Genomic DNA, 20348 nt, shown 5'->3' on the forward strand with positions numbered 1-20348 from the left:
ATGGCAAGAAAGAGAGTGAATGAATTTCTATTTGAGGTTAAAAAACCACCCTCCGACATAACTTTTGTGCCCCCAGATTCTATCCTCCACCCATATCCTATCAGGATAAAAATTGATGATCCTTATCTTGATAACGTTAAAAGGAAATTCGAAGAATATATCTGTAACGGTATAGCATGGGCGAACGACCAGAGAAAGAAAGGGAATCCTTATGCAAGATTTCCGTCAGAGGCTGTTTGTGTAAATAATTTAAGGTTAGAGATTAAGGAATGGAGGGAAAAAGGTTATCCTGATGTCACAGAGACAACAAGATATTTACTAAATTTCTGGTTTGAACAACCAAGAGATAAGGTGTTCTGGTTTTCCCAAAGGGAAGCTGTTGAGGCATTAATCTATCTTTATGAAGTTAAGGGAATTACAAAAGTGAGTGAACTTTTGAAGGAATTTGGCGCTTTTAAACTATCAGGATATGGAGAATATGACAAATATCCCAGATATGCCTTTAGAATGGCAACGGGCTCGGGCAAAACACTTGTAATGGCTTTGCTTACCGTATGGTCTTTCTTCAATTATCTTTATGAGGATAAAGAAAAATACACCAGATTCTTCCTCTTTGTTGCACCAAATATAATAGTTTATGATAGACTCAGAAAAGATCTTGAAGATCTATCAATCTATGAAGAATTCCAGCTCATACCAAAGGACTGGAAGAGAGATTTTAAAGTCCAAGTTATCACAAGAGATGCATTCTCAAATGCAGATAGGTTCCCACCCCCAGATGATGAAAGTGTAATATTTGTGACAAACATACATCAAATAGGGTTTATAGAGAAGAAGACTAAAAGGGAAGATATCATAACAACATTATTTGATATTCCTTCTCCTGGTAAGGAACCTTACAAGGCAAAATCGATAAGGTTGTGGGAAATTCTCAATAACTACCCTAATCTGATGATTTTAAAGGATGAAGCCCATCATATACATAGAGAAGAAGCGAGATGGCAAAACTACTTATGGGATTTGCACGAAGCTTTGATGACTACTCATTCTAAAGGAATATTTATGGAGCTCGATTTTACTGCCACACCTAAAGATGAGAGAGGTGCTTTATTTCCATGGATAATTGTGGATTTTTCGCTGCGGGAGGCTTTACAGACAGGAATTGTGAAATACCCTGCGAAAGTTATTGTGCATGATGCTCCACCTATCAAGAAAGGATTTTCAATAGAGGATTTTATGCCGTATATCAGAGCAGCGTTAGAGAGATGGAGAAAACATAAGGAAAAACTGAGAGAGCTTGGAAGAAAATCTGTTCTTTTCATAATGGCAGATGAAATATCAAGTGCAGAAGCAATTTATGAGAAATTGCTTGAAGAACCTGACATAAATTCATCGAATATGATGCTTATTCATTCTGAGCTTGATGAATGGAAAACAAAACTAAAGCAAAAAGGAAGAGAAATAGTTTCAAGGATTAGGATTAATGGGGAAGAGAAAGAAATCGATAAAGAACAGGCGGTTAAACTTGTGAGATGGCTTGATGATCCAGAAAATCCAATAGAGGTTATATCTAGTGTTATGATGTTAAATGAGGGATGGGATGTTCGTTCGGTTACCGTTATTCTTGGATTGAGATCCTATGCATCAGAAAGAGAAATTCTTCCTGAACAGGTTATAGGAAGAGGATTGAGGAAGCTCTTCCCTCAGGATGGGATAGATACTGAGAAATGGGTTAACATACTAGAAATTGTCGGACCTCCTAATCTTTTAAAAGTTCTTGATAATCTTGAGCAACTCGAGGGCATAAAGATTCCTAATGCTCCAGAGGAATTTTTTGTATCTTTTAATCCGAGAGCGGATGCTCCAGAGGAATTTAGGTTCGAAATACCAAAAGCAGAGTTTCTTTCTTTCGAAGAAAATATAGATACTAAAGCCATAGTCGATGAAATTTTTTCAAAATTGCCTTCAAATGTTTTTGAGTTATCTGAAATTGATGAGTTTAAGAAAAAGTATGAATATGAAGTTATTGACTTGAAGGGGCAAACTTTAGATGAAGGGCAGATTGAAACACCACTTTATGATATTCCTATTATTGGATTAACCCGTTTGGCAAGAGAATTGCAGGAAGAAATCCCATTACCCAATTCCTTTAATTTACTGGTGAATATTCTTGAAAAATATATTACAGAAAAACTTTTTAACCAACCTGTCGAACTAAACGATGATGTGCTGAGATTTCTGTCTACAAAAGGTTGGTACTTGGAGATAAAGAAAAATATTATAAATATCGCCAGACCTCTTATAGAAAATCCTATATTCTCAATAGATGCGGAATTAAAACAAACTATTAAAGTGGAAGAACTGGAAAGTTTTCCTTGGACTAAAGATTTTGTGGATTCTGAAAAGAGCTTATTTGTAAGGATTATTTACGAAGACAATGAAGAGAAAAGGATCCCTTCCTCTCCAGTAGATAATGATATGGAAAGAGATTTTGTAAATTTTCTAACAAGAGCTAGAGATGTAATATCGTTTATAAAAAACATTCCTCATAAAGTAGGGCTGGGGATCGTCTACTACGACTCAAGAGAGAGGAAATGGAGAAAGTTTTATCCTGATTTTATAGTAAAGAGTAAGAACGGTCTTTACATTGTAGAAACTAAAGGAAGAGAGGAGATTCAAATTTCAGATAAAAATATCGCTGCTAAAAAATGGTGCGAGGCTGTAAGTAAAAGTACAGGCGAGACATGGATATACCTATACCTAAGAGAAGGAGACTGGGATGGAAAAGATAATCTTAAAGATTGTAAAGAAGACGATACGAGTAGCATTGCTTAAATTAAAAAAAGAAGGATGAGCTACGAGAGTTGAAAAATTCTTAAAATTTCAATATTTTGGTAGGCGCTGAGGGTGGGATTTGAACCCACGAGGAGCGTAAGCTCCACAGGCTCTCAAGGCCTGCGCCGTAGTCCGCTTGGCTACCTCAGCAAAGTAAGCAAAGCAAAAATAAATAAAAAAGAATATAAAAATTTAAAGGGTTAAGATTTAAGAATTATCTCTATATTAACTCCATCTGGAACTTGCACTCGCATTAATTGGCGCAATGCTCTATCCTGGGCATCTATTTCAACCAGTCTTTTGTGAATTCTCATTTCCCAGTGATCCCATGTTTCTGAGCCCTCTCCATCTGGACTTTTTCTGCAAGGAACAATAAGTCTTTTTGTTGGCAATGGTATTGGCCCTTTCATTCTCACTCCAGTTTTCTCCGCGATTTTTTTAATTTGAGAACATACTTCATCTATTTTTTTTGCGTCTGTGCCAGTGAGTGTTATTCTTGCTATCTGTGTCATTTACATCAGTTTCTCATCAACTTCTATGCATACCCCCGCTCCCACTGTTTGACCCATATCACGAATTGCAAATCTTCCAAGCTCTGGGAAATCTTTTGCCCTTTCTATAACCATTGGGCGAGTTGGTCTTATTTTAACAACAGCAGCATCTCCTGTTTTTAGCATTTGTGGATTTTCTTCTTTAACTTCTCCGCTCCTTGGATCAATCTTCTTAACCAGCTCTTCAAACCTGCAAGCTACCTGTGCGGTGTGGCAATGGAATACGGGTGTATATCCTACTGTTATAACCGAAGGATGATTCAATACCATGATTTGAGCGGTAAATAGCTTTGCTACTGTTGGAGGATTATCTACATGCCCCGCAACATCTCCTCTCCTTACATCTTTTTTGCTTATTCCTCTTATATTAGCTCCTATATTGTCTCCAGGCACCGCTTGAGGAATTGTTTCGTGATGCATTTCTATTGATTTAACTTCCCCAACCACTCCTTTTGGTTGAGCGGATGGTAGGAAAATGAGTTTATCCTCTGGTTTCATTACTCCTGTTTCAACTCTTCCAACTGGAACTGTTCCTACACCTGTAATGGAGTAAACATCCTGTATTGGCCATCTCAATGGTTTGTCAATTGGTTTTGGAGGAACTTTGAATTCATTAATAGCTTCTAGCAATGTTGGTCCGTCCCACCATTCTAATTTTTTCCTCTCCTTTACATTATCTCCATTCCATGCAGATACAGGAATATATTTTACATCCTTATATCCAACACTGGTGAGTAATTTTTCCGCCTGCGCTTTCACTTCTTCATATCTTTGCTTGCTATAAGGAGGTTGAGTCGCATCCATCTTGTTTATGGCGACAACAATCTGGGGCACACCGAGTGTTCTTGCGAGCCATGCATGTTCCTTTGTTTGCGCCATCACGCCCTCACCAGGTGCTGCAGATACGACAAGAATTGCACAATCTGCCTGGCTTGTTCCTGTAATCATGTTCTTCACGAAGTCTCTGTGGCCCGGCGCATCAATAATTGTGAAGTAATATTTGTCTGTGTCAAAGCGCTGGTGGGCAACATCTATAGTTAGGCCTCTCTCCCTCTCCTCTTTTAGTCTATCCATTACCCAAGCAAGTGCAAAAGACTCTTTACCCAATGATTTTGCCTCTTCCATGTACTTTTGGACTACATGGGTATCAACTTGCCCTGTCTCAAGCATCAGTCTTCCTACAAGTGTTGATTTTCCATGATCAACATGCCCGATTGTAACCAGATTTAAATGGGGTTTTTGTGCTGGCATTTTTAACCACCTTAGCGTAAATAAGTCATTGTATATATATTTTTTTTCCTGCTGTAATGACAGCTATATCTTTTTCATTATCCACAAGTATTTTCTTGGTTTTCCATATTTTTTTATTCCGCTCTAACCTTTACATCCATTTCCCGTTTGATTTAAAACAATTCAAATTTTTCATGTTTTTTCATTGTTAATGGTTTGCTTTCTTATCTATTGTTTCATCTCTATAGGAAAACTTGGAAATGATGTCCATTTATGGTTATTTTGTAAGCCCAAAATCTTTATATCTTTTATTATTTTTTCTCTGATGAAATTCATTGTTGCAATAACTGGGGCGAGCGGTGTTTTATATGGTATTAGGCTATTGGAGGAATTAAAAAAAAGAAATAACTTTGTTTATTTGATAATTAGTGATACGGGCAAAAAGTTAATAGAGGAAGAAACAGATTATGGGCTTAACAAAATAAGCAAAAAAGCGGACAAAACATTTAGCGAAAATGAAATTACCGCAGAAATTGCTAGTGGGTCAGCTAAATATGATGCAATGATAGTTTGCCCGTGCAGTGGAAAAACTCTATCCGCTATCGCTAACGGATTGGCTATTAACTTAATAATAAGGAGTGCAATTTGCTGTTTAAAAGAAGGGAGGAAATTGATTCTTGTTCCAAGAGAAACACCTCTTGATGCGATATATCTAGAAAATATGCTGAAACTCAATAGATTAGGGGTTATAATTCTTCCTGCAATGCCCGCATTTTATATAAAGCCAAAAAGTGTTGATGAAATGGTAAATTTTATTGTAGGAAAAATAATGGATCAACTAGGGATAAAGAATGATTTGTATAAAAGGTGGAAATAAATTTAATTATTTTCTTTTCTTAATTTCTTCAGCAAGCTCTCCATCTTCAATTATCAAAGCCCCTATATAACCACAATCCTTGCACTTCCATTTACTCCTATCTTGTGGTATAATCCAGTCAATATTACTCGAGCCACATTTAGGGCAATATTTTGTCATTGTGAATAAAACAACCGATATAAAAAAACCTGCCTAAAATTTATATACGGATAAAAAATAACTTCCATATGGGCAAAAAAGGCTTGCTTGCGGTTGTAACTATTGCAATTGTTTATTTTGTATGGCTAATCTTATGGGCATTTCTTGAGTTTTTCACTGATTTAAATTTGCCAATTTCTTTGAAAGTTTGGAGCATAATCGGAATTTTCCTTTACATTGCACTGATTTTAATTGAAATTTTATTTATGATAGAAAGGGAGAAAAAGGAGGAAATTCCAAAGAAAATAAAAAAAGTTGTTTGTGGATATTGCAAAACAAAATTTGATATATCTGATACTGGAGAAAGACCGCTGAATTACATTTGCCCCAATTGTGGAAATGAAGGCGCGCTAAAAGGAAAAACTTTGAAAGGTATTAGCATTTTTATAGAATGCTCAAATTGCGGAAAAGAAGCGGAGATATTTTATTCTGGAGAGAGACCTTTTGAATATGTTTGTCCTCATTGTCATGCAAAAGGGATAATAAATGATTAAAGCAAGGATTGAAATAAAATTAAAAAAAGGAATAGTTGATCCCGAAGGGAAAAATATTGCAAAAGCTTTGAATTTACTTGGCTTTAAAAATGTAAAAAATGTAAAAACATCCAAAATAATAGAAATATTGATTGATGAAGAAAATGAAAGAGATGCATTAAGAGAAGTGGAGGAAATGTGCAAAAAATTACTTACAAATCCTGTGGTTAATGAATATTCAATAAAGATAGAGGGCGTGGATGAGTGAGCATCTATTTATTGAAGATGGTTATGTATGCAGAATAAATATATTAGATGCAGATGACAACCATCTTGAAGAAATAAGTAAATCAATGAAGTTAGCTCTAAATCTTGAAGAAATGAAAAAAATAAGGGAATATTTTAGGAAAAAAAATAGGATGCCAACTGATTTGGAGCTTGAAGCAATAGCTCAGGCATGGAGCGAGCATTGCTGTTATAAATCATCAAAATACTGGTTAAGAAAATATCTTTATAGGATAGGAAAAAATAAAATTGTTGCAAGAGAAGATGCAGGGGTAATGAAATTTGATGCCCGTCATTATTATTCAATTGCCCTGGAAAGTCATAACCATCCATCCGCTGTTGAGCCTTATGGGGGGGCTGCGACTGGTATAGGGGGGATAATAAGAGATGTTTTATGCATGGGCTCAAAGCCAGTGGCTCTTATAGATGCAATATTTTTTGGAAAGCTGGATACTGAATATGAAAAGCTTCCGCAGGGAGTAAAACATCCAAGATATCTTTTTAAGAGAGTTGTTGAGGGGATAAGAGATTATGGAAATAGGGTTGGAATTCCAACAGTAGCGGGGCAGGTATATTTTCACAATAGCTATTTAGGAAATTGTCTTGTAAATGTAGGTTGCATAGGGATTATGAAAAAAGAGCATCTTATTCACAGTAGTGTAAAGAACCCGGGAGATATTTATATATATGCGGGCGGGAAAACTGGTAGGGATGGAATACATGGAGTTACTTTTGCATCAGAGGAGCTTGACGAAGAAATGGAGGAAGAAATAACAGCTGTTCAGCTCGGCGATCCAGTAACAAAAGAGCCTTTAATACACGCCTGCTTGGAATGTGTTGAAAAAGGACTGGTGGAGGGCATGAAGGATATGGGCGGGGGCGGGCTCTCCTGCGTTTGCAGTGAAATTGCCTATGAAGGAGGAAAGGGTGCGGAAGTTTATCTCGATAGAGTGCCTTTAAGAGAGGAAAATATGAAGCCGTGGGAGATATGGGTTTCAGAATCGCAGGAGAGAATGCTTCTTGTTGTTAAGAGGGAAAATGTTGATGAGGTTTTGAAAATTTTTGAAAAATGGGATATTGATGCGGTTGCAATTGGAAAAGTTATAGATGAGCCCAAGATTAAAATTTTTTACAAGGGACAGAAAGTAGGGGAAATTGATCTTGCTTTTCAGGTAGGAGGGGTTGAATATGTAAGAAATTATGTTAAGCCATGTGAGAAAGAAAAGGAAGATATTGAATTTCCAATGCCAAATTTACAGGATATATTTACAAAAATTCTTTCATCATATAATGTTTCAAGCAGAGAATGGGTGATAAGGCAATATGATTTTGAAGTAAAGGGAGCAACAGTTGTTAAGCCATTGCATGGAGAATTTTTCTCGCAAACTCATTCAGATGCAGTCGTTATTAAGCCACTGGAGGAATCATTTAAGGGGCTTGCTATAACAATAGATATAAATCCGTATTTTACTGAATTGAATCCCTACTGGGGCACAACATCTGCTATAGATGAAGCCTGCAGAAATATAGCATCTGTTGGAGCAAAAATAAATTCATTTGCGGATTGCCTTAATTTCGGAAACCCTGAAAATCCCGAAAGAATGGGAGAAATTATTGAAGCAATAAGAGCTCTGTATGATATGGGTAAAAAATTAGGTATTCCATATGTTTCAGGAAATGTTAGCCTGTATAATGAAAGCACAGCGGGTGCGGTTGCGCCGACGCCCGCGATAATGGGGGTTGGAATTTTAAAAGATGTTAGGAAATGCGCGACAACAAACTTAAAGGAAGAGGGAAATCCAATATATTTGATAGGAGAGACAAAAAAGGAGATGGGTGGGAGTGAGTATTATCAAGCTCTTGGAATTGATGCGGGTAAAGTGCCGAGGAGTGATGCAAAAGTTTTGAAAATAAGCATGAGTAAAGTTGTTAGGGCAATTGATAAGGGCTATATAAAGGCCTGTCATGATGTATCAAATGGGGGGATTGCAATTGCTATTGCGGAAATGGTTACGGGAGGAAAGGGAGCGGAAATATGCTTATATTCTTTAGGAAATTTAAGGACAGATTTCAAGCTATTTTCTGAAAGTAATACGAGATGGATTGTTGAAGTTAGAAAAGATAAGGAAGAAGATTTTAAAAACCTTTTTGAAGGATTAAAAATATATAAAATAGGAAATGTAAAAGGGAAAAATCTTGTTATTTATGATGGAGATGAAATAGAAGAATTTATAAACATGGATAAGAAATTTTTGTATGAAATATGGAATAAAAAATTGTGGGAAGAAATGGGTTAAAAATCAAATAAATTTTTTTGTTTCAGTTTCTTTGCAAAGTTCTTATACTTCTCAATTGCATTAATAACTCTTTCCTTATTAAAATCATGCTCATCACACATAAAACTAATTGTTGCTTTCTCATCTATTTCACTCCATTCTAAGTTATAATCTGGATTTATATCTGGCTCGAGAAATATTTTCCTCACCTCTTCATATCCTTCTATATTCAAAATATTTTTTTCTATCAAATTTTCTATGCAACCATGCTCCTTTATTAGTTTCAAAGCCTTTTTAGGCCCTATTCCTTCCACTCCTTCATTAAAGTCTGTGCCAATTAAAATCGCTATATCCACAATTTGCTCCCTGGTTATTCCATTATCTTCAAAAATTCTCTCACTCAATATTTCCTCAGGATAAACATCTACATATATCCGCTTATTCGATAATTTTCTCCTTCCAGTAATAGCAAGATTTCTTATCAGCATTTTAGCTCCAAAAAGAATTGAATCATAATCCTGAGAGGCAACTCCATAAACATCACCCCTCATATTCATGTAAGCAGCCTGCCCCTCCCCCTCGCCCTTTGCCTCTATATAAGGGATGCCCAAGTAATGAAGCAATTCTTTAGATTGGTTTATTATTTTCTCATTTATTGTTCCACTTCTCTTTGCTTTTTTAAGAGCTTCTTCAATATCTCCCTCTTTTAATGCCTCTTCCCATTCTTCTCTTGCAGTCTCCCTTATTTCCTTCCTCTTTTTCAAAACCCTTAATTTTAAAGGATGTGGTTCTCCGTCAAAAACATATACAGGTTTTATTCCATATTCAACAAAATTTGCGGTTCTGTAAAAAATTCCTGATAGATGAGAAGTTATATTTCCTTTTCTATCTTTAAGTGATGTACCATCTATCTGGCGAATTATTGCAATAAACTGATGAATTGCATTAAATGCATCAATTGCAATTATTTTTCCAGATAGATCAGAAATTTCTATTTTCCTTGCAGATATAAATGGCTTTAAATTTACTCCCATTTTACCTCAAACCATTCAACCTTTTTTCTTTCAACAAGTTCCTTTATTCTTTTTTCCTCCTCGCTTAATCTGCTATTTCCAGTTTTGAACTCAACGAATATAATTTTATCATCTTCAAACTGTATTCCATCTATTGGAGAGCCAATAAATCTGAATTTTTTTGTTTCATAGGGATAATTTTTCATAAATGGTGCAAATTGCTCCATGATTTTTCCGTGCAATATAGAAATACTTTTCTTATCCTTCTTTAAAGGATATACAACTTTTCTGTAGATATATATAACTCCCGCAAGAAAACCAAATAGAAGACCAATAAGAAATACATAGATATAAACAAAAGGATCCATTTACTCACCCATCCTTTTTTTAAATAAATATATAAGATTGTTCCATCCATCCCTCCATGATTGTATTTTTGCCCTTCCTTCCCTTTCATATAAAAAAGAATCTATTTCTTTAGCCCCTGCTTTTTTAAACATTTCAATTTTTATTTCTTCAGAGAAAGCCATTCCATCACTAAATTCCTCTATGTTTTTTATTTTTTTAATTGCATCCTTCCTTATTATCCACATCCCAGATTGGGAATCTTTTATTTTTAGCCCGTATAAAATGCGGAGGGTTAATGATAGAATTAAATTCCCGATGAGATGCTTAAAAGACATTGCTCCTTTCTCAAGCCCAGCAAACCTGTTTGTTGTTATAAAATCAAGATTTTCTTTAAGCAGGATATCAACATATTCATGGGCAATTTCAAAGGGATAGGTTGCATCTGCATCCCCTGTAATTATTATTTCCCCGCTTGCTTTACTCAACCCTGTTTTATATGCTCTTCCATATCCCTTTCTTGGCTCAATTATTATTTTTGCCCCCTTTTCTTTTGCAATCTCTCTTGTCGCATCTTTTGAATTTCCATCAACTACAATAATTTCTACATCCATTCCTCTTTTCTTAAATTCTTCCTTGTTGATTTTATCAATTGTCCTTCCTATTCCTTTCTCTTCATTTAGTGCGGGTATAACAAAGCTAACTTTCATTATCAAGATAATATGACTAACTTATATTTTTTTGGTTTTTGCTGAAAAGATTTTTATTCTTCCCATCTTTTATTTTTATGAAAGTAATGATAGTTATGGCCTCGCCAAGTGATGAAGGCATTGGAAAAAAAGCTGCAGAAGTCCTTGAAAAATTTGGTGTGCCATATGAAATGGTATTCGCCTCCGCTCACAGAACACCCGAAAAGATAAAAGAAATTGCAGAAAGTGACGCGGATATATTTATTGCGATCGCTGGCCTATCAGCAGCCCTTCCAGGAAGTATTGCCTCCCTTACAACAAAGCCGGTTATAGGTGTGCCAGTCTCAGGAAAGCTCAACTTGGATGCCATTCTTTCAATTGTGCAGATGCCGCCGGGCGTGCCTGTCGCTGCGGTGGGGCTTGATAGAGGAGAAAATGCTGCCCTGCTTGCGGTGGAGATTCTTGCTCTAAAGTATGAAGGGCTTGTGGAAAAGCTTGAGGAGGAAAGAAAAAGAGCGAGGGAGAAATATGCTTGATGAAAAGGAGTTTGTTGAGGAAGCGGTTGGGAAGCTTAGGAGGGAAGTTAAAGGGAAGGCAATAATTGCGGTATCTGGTGGGGTTGATTCTGCGGTTGCTGCAAAAATAGGGAGCATTGCTCTCGGGAAAAATTTGATTGCGGTTCATGTTGATACTGGCTTAATGAGAGAAGGAGAAAGTGAAGAAGTTAGGAAATTTTATGAAGGGAAGGATATAAACTTCATTTTTGTTGACGCAAGCAAAGATTTCATAAGTGCTTTAAAAGGCGTCGTTGATCCCGAAGAAAAAAGGAGAATAATAGGGGAAAAGTTTATAAGAATATTTGAAGAAATTGCAAAAAAAGAAAATGCGGAATATTTAATTCAGGGCACAATTGCACCAGATTGGATTGAGAGTGGAGGAGGGGTCAGGGATAGAATAAAGAGTCACCATAATGTTGCTGGATTGCCTGAGAAAATAAGCTTTAAGATAATTGAGCCATTGAGAGAGCTATACAAGGATGAGGTAAGAAAAGTTGCAAAATATCTTGGGATAGAGACTCATGAAAGACAGCCATTTCCTGGGCCAGGGCTTGCGGTAAGGATATTAGGAGAAGTAAATGAGGAAAGAATAAAAATTGTTAGGAAAGCATGCAAAATTGTTGAAGAAGAAATAGAAAATTTTTGCAAGGAGAGAAATATGGCAAAACCTTGGCAATATTTTGCGGTTTTATTGCCTGTTAGAAGTGTTGGGGTTCATGGTGATAGAAGAGCTTATGGTTATACAATAGCTATAAGAAGTGTTGATTCTTCTGATGCAATGAGTGCGAGCTATTCAAAATTGCCTCACGAGCTTCTTGAAAAAATTGCGAGCAGAATAGTGAATGAAATAAAGGATGTGAATAGAGTTGTATATGATATTTCAAACAAACCACCAGCAACAATTGAATGGGAATAAAATGGAATGGGAAAAATGGGAAAATATATATAAAGAAATTTTAGAAGATTTTGGTTATAACAAGGAAAAAGATGAAGAAAGTGCCAAAATTGCGGAAGAATTATCCTCAAAAAATAAAAAGGCGGATGAAAATTATTTAAGAGATATTATTGAAGGAAGGGTTGTAAGTGTATGTGGTGCAGCAATTTCTGGGGAGGATATAAAGAAAATTGAGGGATTAATAATTTCTGCGGATGAAACAACATCTTTTTTGATAAAAAATGGAATTTATCCAGATATAATAGTAACTGATCTAGATGGAAATATGGAAGATATATTAAAAGCAAATGAAAATGGGAGCCTAGTGATAGTCCATGCTCACGGAGATAATATAGAGCTAATAAAAAAATATTTAACAAAATTTAAAGGAATTATAATGATAACAACTCAATCAAAACCTCATGGAAGTGTTTATAACTTTGGTGGGTTTACAGATGGAGATAGGGCATATTGTATTGCAAAGCATTTCAATGCAAAGAGAATAAATTTAATCGGGTTTAATCTTTCAAATCCAATTAAAAAAGAAGGGAAAAAATTAGAAATTAAAAGAAAAAAATTAGAATGGGCTAAGAAAATTATGGATACATGTAGTCAGTGAAGTTGTCCACATAGAAAGGATCTACTTTTATTGCATACTTCTTTGCCCACTCCTTCATTTTTTGCACCGCATATGCAGAATCTTGCTCAAAATTATTATAGAAATTCCACCCTTCCATTTGATAGTATGTAAATACTCCATTTTTCATTGTTGAATCTCCATCATATGAATATTGTTTATTGCTTGCAAAAGCCCCAAGTCTGTTTGTTATAACCGCTTTCTGAAAATCTCCTATTTGACATGCATCAAATGCAAAATAGATGTGTGATGAATCCGCACTGCTGAATTTTGATACAAACCAGCTGTTTGTCATCAAATACATGTCATGTGAAATCATACATGATCCATATTTTCTATATCTTGCTCCATGACCTGAATATGTAAATACCACATAGTCATCCGCATCTTCATTTGCAAGTAGCTGATTTATTGCATTATCTATGTTGGTTGCGGTCGCCTGGCTGTCTAAGATGATTGTTACACTATATCCCTTTCCCTGTAGGAAATTTTTCCAATCCACAGCGTCATCATCGCAATAATTCAAATCATTTGATGTTCCTTCATAATCTGATATTCCTATGCAGAGAGCCCATTTCCTAATTACTCCATCTCCCGTGGTGGCTTTTGGTGTTATATCTGTTGTTTCAATTTTATCAGATTTTGCAATCCTGGCAAAATTTTCATAATTTACAACTTCACCATCATTTATATCTAATATAACACCTTCTTCTGTATATAACGGAACAACCTTTCTTGTTTCCATGTATATTCTTGCCTTAAAATTTGTATCATTGCTTTTTTCACTATATGTCATGCTAACACAAAGCATTATTACAACTAAAAATATAGCCAATATTTTATTCATTTTTATCACTATACTAAACACAAATCCCATTTAAATATTTTACCCAAAAATTTTTTATAAATGTTACATTACAATACTTACAGGGTGATAATATGAAAAGCGATGAATTGAAGAATGTATATAGGATGCTCGAAGAACTATCAGAAGATATATCTGTCCCAAGAAATGTTAGGAGAGGGGCAAAAGAAGCGATGGATGCTCTTAATAGAAAGGATGAAAGCTTAGATGTTAAAATAGCATCCGCTATCTCTATCCTGGATGAAGTAGCAAATGACCCAAATACACCTATTCATGGTAGAACCGCGATCTGGAATATAATGGGTGCTCTGGAAAGCATTTCAGCAAAAATAAAATAAAAAAAGGGAAGAGGTTTATTTTTTCTTCAAGAATGGCAAGCCAGTCCTTGGGTTTTCTACCACTGTGTAGCCGGGGGGCATGTCGCATTGTTTGCCACTCTTTGGTTTTCCTGAGCTAAAGAAGTATATTGTTTGCTTTTTCCCCCCTTTCAGTGTAACATCTCTTGTATAAAGTGTGTATTTCTTTTTGTTTTTCTTGCTTATGTATTCGTAGGCCATTTTTATCGCCTCCTTATAGATATGTAATAGGAGAATTTAAACCCTTCGATATTTTCAGGGATAAGCTTAAAAAGGATTTTATATCATTTTTCAATTACCCGTTTAAATGTTGATAGTAAAGGCATTGCTATGGTATATATCCTTATTGTTGGTTCTGATGTGCATTGGAATATTGATATTTGACGAGGAAAGAAAAATATCAAGGAAAACATGTTATAGGAGAGTTAAAGATGGGATGGGCTATTTAATCATACTCATATTTGTTATGGTTATGATAAAAATTGAGAATATATTGCAGGATAATTTTTCAATAGGTCGCGATTTTACACCCCTGATATATGGAATTGAAGGAACCTCTCATATAGTTTTTTTACAAAATTTAATTAATAACAATTTTTTCATTCATTTTGTCTCTGTATTTTATCTTGTATCATTCATGTATGTAATTATCTTCACCCCCATTATTTTTATTTTGAGAGGAGAAGAAAATTTTGCAAAGATTTCAACATATGCAATATTGATAAACTACTTAGTACTTGTTCCTTTCTATCTCTTTTTTAATGTGAGTGTTACATCTTCATATCCTGAGGTAAAGCCAATATTATATTCAAATCCAAATTATATGTCACTCGTCCTCCTTGCGGATAGATTAACTGATAATTTTCCAAGTGGCCATATAAGTGTTCTTGTTCCCCTTTCTCTTATTGTTTTTTCTCATCCAAATATGAAAAGATATAAAATTTTAGTATTTTTCACAACAATTTTTATGCCCTTTGTCATTCTTTATCTTGGAATACACTGGTTGATGGATATTTTTTCTGGTTTAATACTCGGCATCTCATCTTATTTCATCGCAAAAAATGAAAAAGCGAGCAAATTTTTTGACAAAATTATAGGAAAATTTTAAATTTAAGAAAACTCTATTATCTAATGAAAAAAATAATTTGTTTCCTGTTCATAATGCTTATATCAATTACTTTGGCGGATGAAAAAGAAGTTGAGAATATAGGCATTGCAAATGAAGAAATTTTGATAAAAGGAAAAGATGTTTTTGAGGATATAAATTTTAAGAACATAGGTAAAAAAATTTATACTGAAAATATAAAAATATGGATTTGCTCAATTGATGCAGAGGTATCAATTGAAGGAAAAAGATTTAAATATGAAGCGGGGAACAATACAATAGATATTTGCCTGAAAGATTTTGATATTGTTTTACTGCCAGGAAAAAATCTGATTGTAAGATTGCATTATTTAATAGATAAGAAATTTGAGAAAAAGATAATATATCCAACGGATCAAATTGAAATAAAAATAATAACAGATAGCTTTTTAAGAGCAAATATCCCTATAAAATACGAAAACAACACCTATTATTCTTCATATAAGCCAAAGATAAATGAGTTTTTGCTCGTAGAATTTCAGGAAAATGAGAAGAGTATCGATCCCATCTTTATCTCCATAGGAATATTTGCAATATTTTTAGGACTGCTGATAATATACTTAATTTTCAGAAGGTTATAGATTATTTTCTATCCATTCCTTTAACATATCTGCGGGCATTGCCCCAACATTTCTATTAATAATTTCACCATTTTTTAAAATCAAGACAGTGGGAATGCTCATTATCCCAAACCTCTCGCATAATTTTTCATTTTCATCAGTATTAACTTTTCCAAAAATTGCCCTCCCCTTCATCTCTTTTGCAACTTCTTCAAAAATAGGCGAGAAAAACTTACAAGGCCCACACCATGGAGCCCAAAAATCTACTACTATTACAGGATATTTTTTAATAATTTCATCAAAATTTTTATCTGTAAGAGTAATTGGTTTATCATCAAATTTCTTTTCCTTTATCATGTCTTTTATAATTTTTCTCCTTATTTCATCTATCTCGCTCATGCCAGTAAAATCAAAAGAAATATATAAAACCATTCTAAATTATGTCATGGACTTCAGGCTGATATTAGATTCTCATAGAAGTGCCTTTTCAAATATGGCAATAGATGAGGCAATTCTTAGGATTGGGAAACCAACTCTCCGCCTTTATAAATGGAACCCTTCAGCAATTTCCATAGGTTATTTCCAGAGCATAGAAGAGGAAGTGAATATCCCTGTATGCAAAAGGGAGGGTATAGATGTGGTGAGGCGCATAACTGGCGGGGGCGCGGTGTATCATGATTGTGAGGGAGAGATAACTTATTCTTTTGTATCCCCCGTCCATTTTTTGCCCGAGAGAACGATTGATATATACAGGGTTATATGTTCTTCAATTGCAAATGGATTGAATAAGATAGGGGTAGGAGCGAGTTTATCTGGAATAAATGATATAGTTGTTAATGGAAAAAAAATCTCAGGGAGTGCTCAGACGAAAAGGGATAAAAAAATTCTTCAGCACGGAACAATATTAGTAAGAGTAAATGTTGAAAAAATGTTTTCTCTTCTCAAAATAAGCAAGGAAAAAATAAGTGATAAGGAAATAAAGAGGGTTGAGGATAGAGTTACTTCTATAGAAAGAGAATTGGGATACGTGAGCAATGAAAAAATTATTGATGCAATAATTGATGGATTTGCTGAAAACATGAAAATAGATTTTTATAAGGGTGAATTTGAAGAGGAGGAAATAAATTTAGCAAAAATTCTGGAGGAAAAATATGCAAGCAAAGAATGGAATTTTAAAAGGTGAGTTTAAGGTAAAAAATGGCAAATTAATCAAGTGCAAAATAGTATTAAGTAAATCAATAATTGAAGATATAAAATTTCATGGAGATTTTTTTATTTATCCAGAAGAAAAGATTGAAGAAATTGAAGAGAAAATGAAAGGAATAAAATATGAAGAAAATGAAATAAGAAAAGCATTATATGAAAGTTTTGCTGGAGTAGAAATCATAGGAGCGGATATAGAGGATTTTTTAAAAGCAATAATGGATGCAAAATAAATAAAAATATATTTAACATTTCATTTCATGAAAATAGTTGCAGGCTCATCTTCCAAAAATTTGGCTAAAAGAATTTCTGAAAAGACAAAAATAGAGATGGCAAATATTTTTTTGAAAAGATTTCCAGACGGAGAATGCTATGTTAGAATAGATGATGAGTTTGATCACGCAATAATTGTACAAAATACCTATCCTGATGAAAATATAGTTGAACTTTTTTTAATTCAAGATGCGGTTAGCAGATTTGCAAAAGAAATAGATATGGTTATTCCTTACTATGGGTATGGTAGGCAGGATAAAATATTTGAAAAAGGAGAAGCTATTAGTGCGGAGAAAATTGCAAAATTGATTGAAGAAAGTGCGGATAGGATAATTTTAGTAAATCCTCACAAGGAGCATATAAAAAATTTTTTTGGTATAGAGGTAAATATTTGCGACGCAACCCCATCAATTGCAAAATATTTTGATAGAAAGGTAGATGTGGTAATTTCGCCGGATGAAGGGGCAATTGAAATTGCTAAAAAGTGTGCGGAAATTTTAAATTGCGATTATCACTATTTCAGGAAAAAAAGATTAAGTGAGAATGAAGTAATCATGGAATTAAAAGATATGAATGTAGAAGGAAAAAGAGCATTGGTTTTAGATGATATAATATCTACTGGTGGAACAATGAAAAAAGCAATCGAAATGCTAAAAAATCAGGGAGCAAAAGAAATTTATACCGCATGTATTCACGGCCTATTTATAGCTAATGCGGATGAGAAAATATTAAATGCGGGATGTAATAAGATTGTATCAACTGATACAATAGAAACAAAGTATAGCGAGGTTAGTGTTGCAAACGAAATTTCTAAATATCTCTATTCTTGAAAAACAGATAAGCTAATACAAGAGATAATATAATCCACATAAGGAGCATTGAAAAAAGAAAAGTATTGTTATAAAAAGAAGGATAATTAATTTGAATTGGAACTCCTCCTCTTAAAGGTGTAACATTTAAATATACAAGACTTTCAAAAGCACTCACTGGATTTAAAGCACTTAAAATGTAGAACCAGTTTGGAGCAAGAAAATTATCATTTAAAATCTGCAAGGGATTTGATTTATATATGATTATAAGCAACCCAAAAAGTATTATTCCCCATATCATTGAGAAGAGAAACCATGTGAAGATTGCTCCCCCCATGGCGGTCGCCCTCTTTTTAAATAATGAAGAAATCATTATTGAGATTGCTACATAAACAATTCCTAAAAGTATTGAAAGGGCTATAAAGGAAAAATATTCCATCCATTTAACTTCTTTTACATTCATTCCTATTACAATTCCTGCGATCCCAAAACCAATAAAAATTGATGATGCAATTACGCAACTAAGGCCCAAAAATTTCCCGAGCAATACCTCCCATCTTTTCACTGGATATGATAAAACAATTGCAAGTGAGCCTCGCTCCTTTTCTCCCGCAATAGTTGCATATCCGAGCATAAGCCCCAGTATAGGAATCAAAAATTCAACAAAACTCATCATACCAACTATTGTTGCGGAAAGACTCTGCCATTCGCCTTTGCTGAAATATGAAATAACAAGTGTTAGAATTAAAAATATTGCGGAAAGGGCAATAATCCATTTATTTCTCCAGTTATCCATGAATTCCTTTTTTGCTATCGCCAAAATTTTATTCATTTTTCTTCACCATCTTAACAAATATTTCCTCTAGGGTAGGCTCAACTGTCTTGAAATCAATTATTTTTCCTCCCGCATTTTCAATCGCATTTATAACACTTGCCTTTGTCTCAGATGAGCATTTTATCTCTATAATATTTCCCTCCATTTTTGCGTCTTCTACTCCATTCAGTTCCTTTACCACTTTGACCATTTTCTCCGATGGATTCGAAACATTTATTTTCAATTTTGGCTGAATTTTTAATTTTTTACTCAATTCTTCAACACTATCTATCGCAATTATACTCCCTTTATTCATTATTGCAACCCTATCACTTAATTCCTGAACTTCAGATAAAACATGGGAGGAGAGAACTATGGTCGCTCCCTCTTCCTTCATTTTCCTTATTTTATTCCTTATCTCGTATGCTCCAAGTGCATCAAGCCCGCTCGTTGGCTCATCAAGTATTAGCAAGGGCGGAGAATCCATCAGGCATTGCGCCAGCCCGAGGCGCTGTATCATTCCCTTTGAAAAACCTCCGACTTTCCTGTTAATTGCGTCGCCTAACCCAACTTCTTTCAGAATTTCAACGCATTTCTCCTTTTCAAAATCTTTTAACTCCGCAAAAAATTTTAGGGTTTGGAGGGCTGTTAAATTTTCATAAAAAGAAGGTGATTCTGGCAAATATCCGATGAGTTTTTTCACCTCTCTCTCATTTGAAGAAATATCCATCCCGTTTATCCTTATTTCTCCTTCATCAATTTTTATTAAGCCAAGAATTGCTTTTATTGTTGTTGTTTTTCCCGCACCATTTGGGCCCAGCAAGGCAAATACCTCGCCCTTTTTAGTCTCAAATGAAATATTTTTGACCGCAACAAGCCCGTTATATGTTTTCCTTAGATTTTTAACTTCTATCATTTTCAGGTAAATTGCTTTTTTCTATATAATTTTATGGGATTTGTGATGAAAGCCAAATTTGTAATGACAGCTACATCTTTTTCATTTGCAAGATAATCACGTATATTTATATAGTATTGATCAGCAAGTCATTCAACAAATTAATAAAGCAACAAAAGAATATTTTTGAAAACTTTTTCAATAAAAACTCTTTCATAAATATTGCATTGTGAAACATTCTGAATTATCATCTATAATAATGAGAAAATATTGTTTCCTTTATATCAATTTACCATAAACAAGTGATGATTTAGCTCTAAAATAATTCCAATTTTCCCTTCTCTTTTTATGGAGAAAATCTTTTCTTGTTTCTTCATTGTTAGTGGTTTGCCTTCCTATCTATTTCAATTGAAGGATTCCTCATACCATTTTCTACCATATATATTTTGAATGAAATACCTTTTATTCTATTCCTATAGGAAAACTGGGAAATGTCCATGTATTTTTTAATTCAAAAATATTTAATAAT

The 20348-nt window shown here is 34.3% G+C and carries 25 protein-coding genes and 1 tRNA gene; 14 read left to right on the top strand and 12 right to left on the bottom strand.

The features are described from left to right. Positions 1 to 2835: a DEAD/DEAH box helicase family protein gene (locus H5T44_03325; protein MBC7081258.1), complete on the top strand. Its 2835-nt coding sequence runs from the start codon at positions 1 to 3 to the stop codon at positions 2833 to 2835. Positions 2836 to 2899: 64 nt separating this feature from the next. Here the strand turns inward: H5T44_03325 and H5T44_03330 are convergent. From H5T44_03330 to tuf, 3 genes are all read right to left on the bottom strand, one after another. Then, positions 2900 to 2985, bottom strand: a tRNA-Ser gene (locus H5T44_03330). Positions 2986 to 3035: 50 nt separating this feature from the next. Further along, positions 3036 to 3347 carry a 30S ribosomal protein S10 gene (locus tag H5T44_03335; GenBank protein MBC7081259.1) on the bottom strand — a complete coding sequence of 104 codons (312 nt, stop codon included), beginning with the start codon at positions 3345 to 3347 and terminating at the stop codon, positions 3036 to 3038. Continuing rightward, positions 3348 to 4637 carry a translation elongation factor EF-1 subunit alpha gene (tuf, locus tag H5T44_03340; GenBank protein MBC7081260.1) on the bottom strand — a complete coding sequence of 430 codons (1290 nt, stop codon included), beginning with the start codon at positions 4635 to 4637 and terminating at the stop codon, positions 3348 to 3350. 304 nt (positions 4638 to 4941) lie between these two features. On the opposite strand from tuf, the gene H5T44_03345 reads away from it, so the two are divergent. Next, the gene (locus H5T44_03345) at positions 4942 to 5493 is read left to right on the top strand and encodes a UbiX family flavin prenyltransferase (GenBank protein MBC7081261.1); all 552 of its coding nucleotides are present in this window, start codon (positions 4942 to 4944) and stop codon (positions 5491 to 5493) included. Between the two features lie 6 nt (positions 5494 to 5499). On the opposite strand, the gene H5T44_03350 is transcribed toward H5T44_03345, so the two are convergent. Then, positions 5500 to 5652, bottom strand: a complete 153-nt coding sequence (locus H5T44_03350) for a hypothetical protein (GenBank protein ID MBC7081262.1) — start codon at positions 5650 to 5652, stop codon at positions 5500 to 5502. A gap of 68 nt (positions 5653 to 5720) precedes the next feature. Between H5T44_03350 and H5T44_03355 the strand changes: the two genes are divergently transcribed. From H5T44_03355 to purL, 3 genes are read left to right on the top strand one after another with little or no spacing between them, the layout of a single operon-like run. Further along, positions 5721 to 6185: a hypothetical protein gene (locus tag H5T44_03355; protein MBC7081263.1), complete on the top strand. Its 465-nt coding sequence runs from the start codon at positions 5721 to 5723 to the stop codon at positions 6183 to 6185. Further along, a complete protein-coding gene (gene purS, locus H5T44_03360; protein ID MBC7081264.1) occupies positions 6178 to 6432 on the top strand; it encodes a phosphoribosylformylglycinamidine synthase subunit PurS in 255 nt (84 codons plus the stop codon). The genes H5T44_03355 and purS overlap by 8 nt, the downstream gene beginning before the upstream one ends. Next, a complete protein-coding gene (purL, locus tag H5T44_03365; protein MBC7081265.1) occupies positions 6425 to 8746 on the top strand; it encodes a phosphoribosylformylglycinamidine synthase subunit PurL in 2322 nt (773 codons plus the stop codon). Before purS ends, purL begins: the two co-directional genes overlap by 8 nt. On the opposite strand, the gene H5T44_03370 is transcribed toward purL, so the two are convergent. The 3 genes from H5T44_03370 to H5T44_03380 are packed head-to-tail and all read right to left on the bottom strand — an operon-like array spanning position 8743 to position 10793. Further along, positions 8743 to 9759 (bottom strand): flap endonuclease-1, encoded by a 1017-nt coding sequence (locus H5T44_03370; GenBank protein MBC7081266.1) that lies wholly within the window; start codon positions 9757 to 9759, stop codon positions 8743 to 8745. The two genes, purL and H5T44_03370, sit on opposite strands and share 4 nt — an antisense overlap. Next, a complete protein-coding gene (locus H5T44_03375; GenBank protein ID MBC7081267.1) occupies positions 9750 to 10106 on the bottom strand; it encodes an endonuclease in 357 nt (118 codons plus the stop codon). Before H5T44_03375 ends, H5T44_03370 begins: the two co-directional genes overlap by 10 nt. Further along, the gene (locus H5T44_03380) at positions 10107 to 10793 is read right to left on the bottom strand and encodes a glycosyltransferase family 2 protein (protein MBC7081268.1); all 687 of its coding nucleotides are present in this window, start codon (positions 10791 to 10793) and stop codon (positions 10107 to 10109) included. It lies immediately after the preceding gene. Between the two features lie 77 nt (positions 10794 to 10870). Between H5T44_03380 and purE the strand changes: the two genes are divergently transcribed. From purE to H5T44_03395, 3 genes are read left to right on the top strand one after another with little or no spacing between them, the layout of a single operon-like run. Next, positions 10871 to 11308 (top strand): 5-(carboxyamino)imidazole ribonucleotide mutase, encoded by a 438-nt coding sequence (gene purE / locus H5T44_03385; GenBank protein MBC7081269.1) that lies wholly within the window; start codon positions 10871 to 10873, stop codon positions 11306 to 11308. Beyond that, a complete protein-coding gene (gene guaA, locus H5T44_03390; protein MBC7081270.1) occupies positions 11301 to 12245 on the top strand; it encodes a glutamine-hydrolyzing GMP synthase subunit GuaA in 945 nt (314 codons plus the stop codon). The genes purE and guaA overlap by 8 nt, the downstream gene beginning before the upstream one ends. Before the next feature lies 1 nt (position 12246). Then, the gene (locus H5T44_03395) at positions 12247 to 12882 is read left to right on the top strand and encodes a DUF115 domain-containing protein (GenBank protein ID MBC7081271.1); all 636 of its coding nucleotides are present in this window, start codon (positions 12247 to 12249) and stop codon (positions 12880 to 12882) included. On the opposite strand, the gene H5T44_03400 is transcribed toward H5T44_03395, so the two are convergent. Next, a complete protein-coding gene (locus H5T44_03400) occupies positions 12860 to 13777 on the bottom strand; it encodes a caspase family protein (protein MBC7081272.1) in 918 nt (305 codons plus the stop codon). The two genes, H5T44_03395 and H5T44_03400, sit on opposite strands and share 23 nt — an antisense overlap. Positions 13778 to 13839: 62 nt before the next feature. Between H5T44_03400 and H5T44_03405 the strand changes: the two genes are divergently transcribed. Beyond that, on the top strand, positions 13840 to 14103 hold the full coding sequence (locus H5T44_03405; protein MBC7081273.1) for a UPF0147 family protein: 264 nt from the start codon (positions 13840 to 13842) through the stop codon (positions 14101 to 14103). Positions 14104 to 14118: 15 nt separating this feature from the next. Here the strand turns inward: H5T44_03405 and H5T44_03410 are convergent, their stop codons facing one another. Next, positions 14119 to 14322, bottom strand: a complete 204-nt coding sequence (locus H5T44_03410; protein ID MBC7081274.1) for a hypothetical protein — start codon at positions 14320 to 14322, stop codon at positions 14119 to 14121. Positions 14323 to 14428: 106 nt separating this feature from the next. On the opposite strand from H5T44_03410, the gene H5T44_03415 reads away from it, so the two are divergent. Both H5T44_03415 and H5T44_03420 read left to right on the top strand, forming a co-directional pair. Further along, entirely contained in the window at positions 14429 to 15229 is an 801-nt protein-coding gene (locus tag H5T44_03415) for a phosphatase PAP2 family protein (GenBank protein ID MBC7081275.1), read from the top strand. Positions 15230 to 15252: 23 nt separating this feature from the next. Then, positions 15253 to 15846 carry a hypothetical protein gene (locus H5T44_03420; protein ID MBC7081276.1) on the top strand — a complete coding sequence of 198 codons (594 nt, stop codon included), beginning with the start codon at positions 15253 to 15255 and terminating at the stop codon, positions 15844 to 15846. Here the strand turns inward: H5T44_03420 and trxA are convergent. Beyond that, entirely contained in the window at positions 15841 to 16224 is a 384-nt protein-coding gene (gene trxA / locus H5T44_03425; protein MBC7081277.1) for a thioredoxin, read from the bottom strand. The genes H5T44_03420 and trxA overlap by 6 nt on opposite strands. Positions 16225 to 16270: 46 nt before the next feature. Between trxA and H5T44_03430 the strand changes: the two genes are divergently transcribed. Genes H5T44_03430 through H5T44_03440 form a run of 3 tightly spaced genes read left to right on the top strand, consistent with a single transcriptional unit; the run spans position 16271 to position 18131 of the window. Then, a complete protein-coding gene (locus tag H5T44_03430) occupies positions 16271 to 17008 on the top strand; it encodes a lipoate--protein ligase family protein (protein MBC7081278.1) in 738 nt (245 codons plus the stop codon). Continuing rightward, positions 16977 to 17261, top strand: coding sequence for a lipoate--protein ligase family protein (locus H5T44_03435; protein MBC7081279.1), 285 nt, complete (start codon positions 16977 to 16979; stop codon positions 17259 to 17261). Before H5T44_03430 ends, H5T44_03435 begins: the two co-directional genes overlap by 32 nt. Positions 17262 to 17288: 27 nt before the next feature. Continuing rightward, positions 17289 to 18131 (top strand): ribose-phosphate diphosphokinase, encoded by an 843-nt coding sequence (locus H5T44_03440; GenBank protein MBC7081280.1) that lies wholly within the window; start codon positions 17289 to 17291, stop codon positions 18129 to 18131. Here H5T44_03440 and H5T44_03445 read toward each other — a convergent pair. Beyond that, positions 18112 to 18942 carry an ABC transporter permease gene (locus tag H5T44_03445; GenBank protein MBC7081281.1) on the bottom strand — a complete coding sequence of 277 codons (831 nt, stop codon included), beginning with the start codon at positions 18940 to 18942 and terminating at the stop codon, positions 18112 to 18114. The two genes, H5T44_03440 and H5T44_03445, sit on opposite strands and share 20 nt — an antisense overlap. Next, positions 18935 to 19840, bottom strand: a complete 906-nt coding sequence (locus H5T44_03450) for an ABC transporter ATP-binding protein (GenBank protein ID MBC7081282.1) — start codon at positions 19838 to 19840, stop codon at positions 18935 to 18937. The genes H5T44_03445 and H5T44_03450 overlap by 8 nt, the downstream gene beginning before the upstream one ends. Between the last annotated feature and the right edge of the window lie 508 nt (positions 19841 to 20348).

The sequence above is a fragment of the Thermoplasmatales archaeon genome (genome assembly GCA_014361195.1).
Classification (GTDB): Archaea; Thermoplasmatota; E2; order UBA202; family JdFR-43; genus JACIWB01.

What these genes read in the sequence shown, in the direction of transcription:
- H5T44_03325 (MBC7081258.1), top strand. Translation starts at nt 1, where the DNA reads ATGGCAAGAAAGAGAGTGAATGAATTTCTATTTGAGGTTAAAAAACCA.
- H5T44_03335 (MBC7081259.1), bottom strand. Translation starts at nt 3,347, where the DNA reads ATGACACAGATAGCAAGAATAACACTCACTGGCACAGACGCAAAAAAA.
- tuf (MBC7081260.1), bottom strand. Translation starts at nt 4,637, where the DNA reads ATGCCAGCACAAAAACCCCATTTAAATCTGGTTACAATCGGGCATGTT.
- H5T44_03345 (MBC7081261.1), top strand. Translation starts at nt 4,942, where the DNA reads ATGAAATTCATTGTTGCAATAACTGGGGCGAGCGGTGTTTTATATGGT.
- H5T44_03350 (MBC7081262.1), bottom strand. Translation starts at nt 5,652, where the DNA reads ATGACAAAATATTGCCCTAAATGTGGCTCGAGTAATATTGACTGGATT.
- H5T44_03355 (MBC7081263.1), top strand. Translation starts at nt 5,721, where the DNA reads ATGGGCAAAAAAGGCTTGCTTGCGGTTGTAACTATTGCAATTGTTTAT.
- purS (MBC7081264.1), top strand. Translation starts at nt 6,178, where the DNA reads ATGATTAAAGCAAGGATTGAAATAAAATTAAAAAAAGGAATAGTTGAT.
- purL (MBC7081265.1), top strand. Translation starts at nt 6,425, where the DNA reads ATGAGTGAGCATCTATTTATTGAAGATGGTTATGTATGCAGAATAAAT.
- H5T44_03370 (MBC7081266.1), bottom strand. Translation starts at nt 9,759, where the DNA reads ATGGGAGTAAATTTAAAGCCATTTATATCTGCAAGGAAAATAGAAATT.
- H5T44_03375 (MBC7081267.1), bottom strand. Translation starts at nt 10,106, where the DNA reads ATGGATCCTTTTGTTTATATCTATGTATTTCTTATTGGTCTTCTATTT.
- H5T44_03380 (MBC7081268.1), bottom strand. Translation starts at nt 10,793, where the DNA reads ATGAAAGTTAGCTTTGTTATACCCGCACTAAATGAAGAGAAAGGAATA.
- purE (MBC7081269.1), top strand. Translation starts at nt 10,871, where the DNA reads ATGAAAGTAATGATAGTTATGGCCTCGCCAAGTGATGAAGGCATTGGA.
- guaA (MBC7081270.1), top strand. Translation starts at nt 11,301, where the DNA reads ATGCTTGATGAAAAGGAGTTTGTTGAGGAAGCGGTTGGGAAGCTTAGG.
- H5T44_03395 (MBC7081271.1), top strand. Translation starts at nt 12,247, where the DNA reads ATGGAATGGGAAAAATGGGAAAATATATATAAAGAAATTTTAGAAGAT.
- H5T44_03400 (MBC7081272.1), bottom strand. Translation starts at nt 13,777, where the DNA reads ATGGGATTTGTGTTTAGTATAGTGATAAAAATGAATAAAATATTGGCT.
- H5T44_03405 (MBC7081273.1), top strand. Translation starts at nt 13,840, where the DNA reads ATGAAAAGCGATGAATTGAAGAATGTATATAGGATGCTCGAAGAACTA.
- H5T44_03410 (MBC7081274.1), bottom strand. Translation starts at nt 14,322, where the DNA reads ATGGCCTACGAATACATAAGCAAGAAAAACAAAAAGAAATACACACTT.
- H5T44_03415 (MBC7081275.1), top strand. Translation starts at nt 14,429, where the DNA reads ATGTTGATAGTAAAGGCATTGCTATGGTATATATCCTTATTGTTGGTT.
- H5T44_03420 (MBC7081276.1), top strand. Translation starts at nt 15,253, where the DNA reads ATGAAAAAAATAATTTGTTTCCTGTTCATAATGCTTATATCAATTACT.
- trxA (MBC7081277.1), bottom strand. Translation starts at nt 16,224, where the DNA reads ATGAGCGAGATAGATGAAATAAGGAGAAAAATTATAAAAGACATGATA.
- H5T44_03430 (MBC7081278.1), top strand. Translation starts at nt 16,271, where the DNA reads ATGGACTTCAGGCTGATATTAGATTCTCATAGAAGTGCCTTTTCAAAT.
- H5T44_03435 (MBC7081279.1), top strand. Translation starts at nt 16,977, where the DNA reads ATGCAAGCAAAGAATGGAATTTTAAAAGGTGAGTTTAAGGTAAAAAAT.
- H5T44_03440 (MBC7081280.1), top strand. Translation starts at nt 17,289, where the DNA reads ATGAAAATAGTTGCAGGCTCATCTTCCAAAAATTTGGCTAAAAGAATT.
- H5T44_03445 (MBC7081281.1), bottom strand. Translation starts at nt 18,942, where the DNA reads ATGAATAAAATTTTGGCGATAGCAAAAAAGGAATTCATGGATAACTGG.
- H5T44_03450 (MBC7081282.1), bottom strand. Translation starts at nt 19,840, where the DNA reads ATGATAGAAGTTAAAAATCTAAGGAAAACATATAACGGGCTTGTTGCG.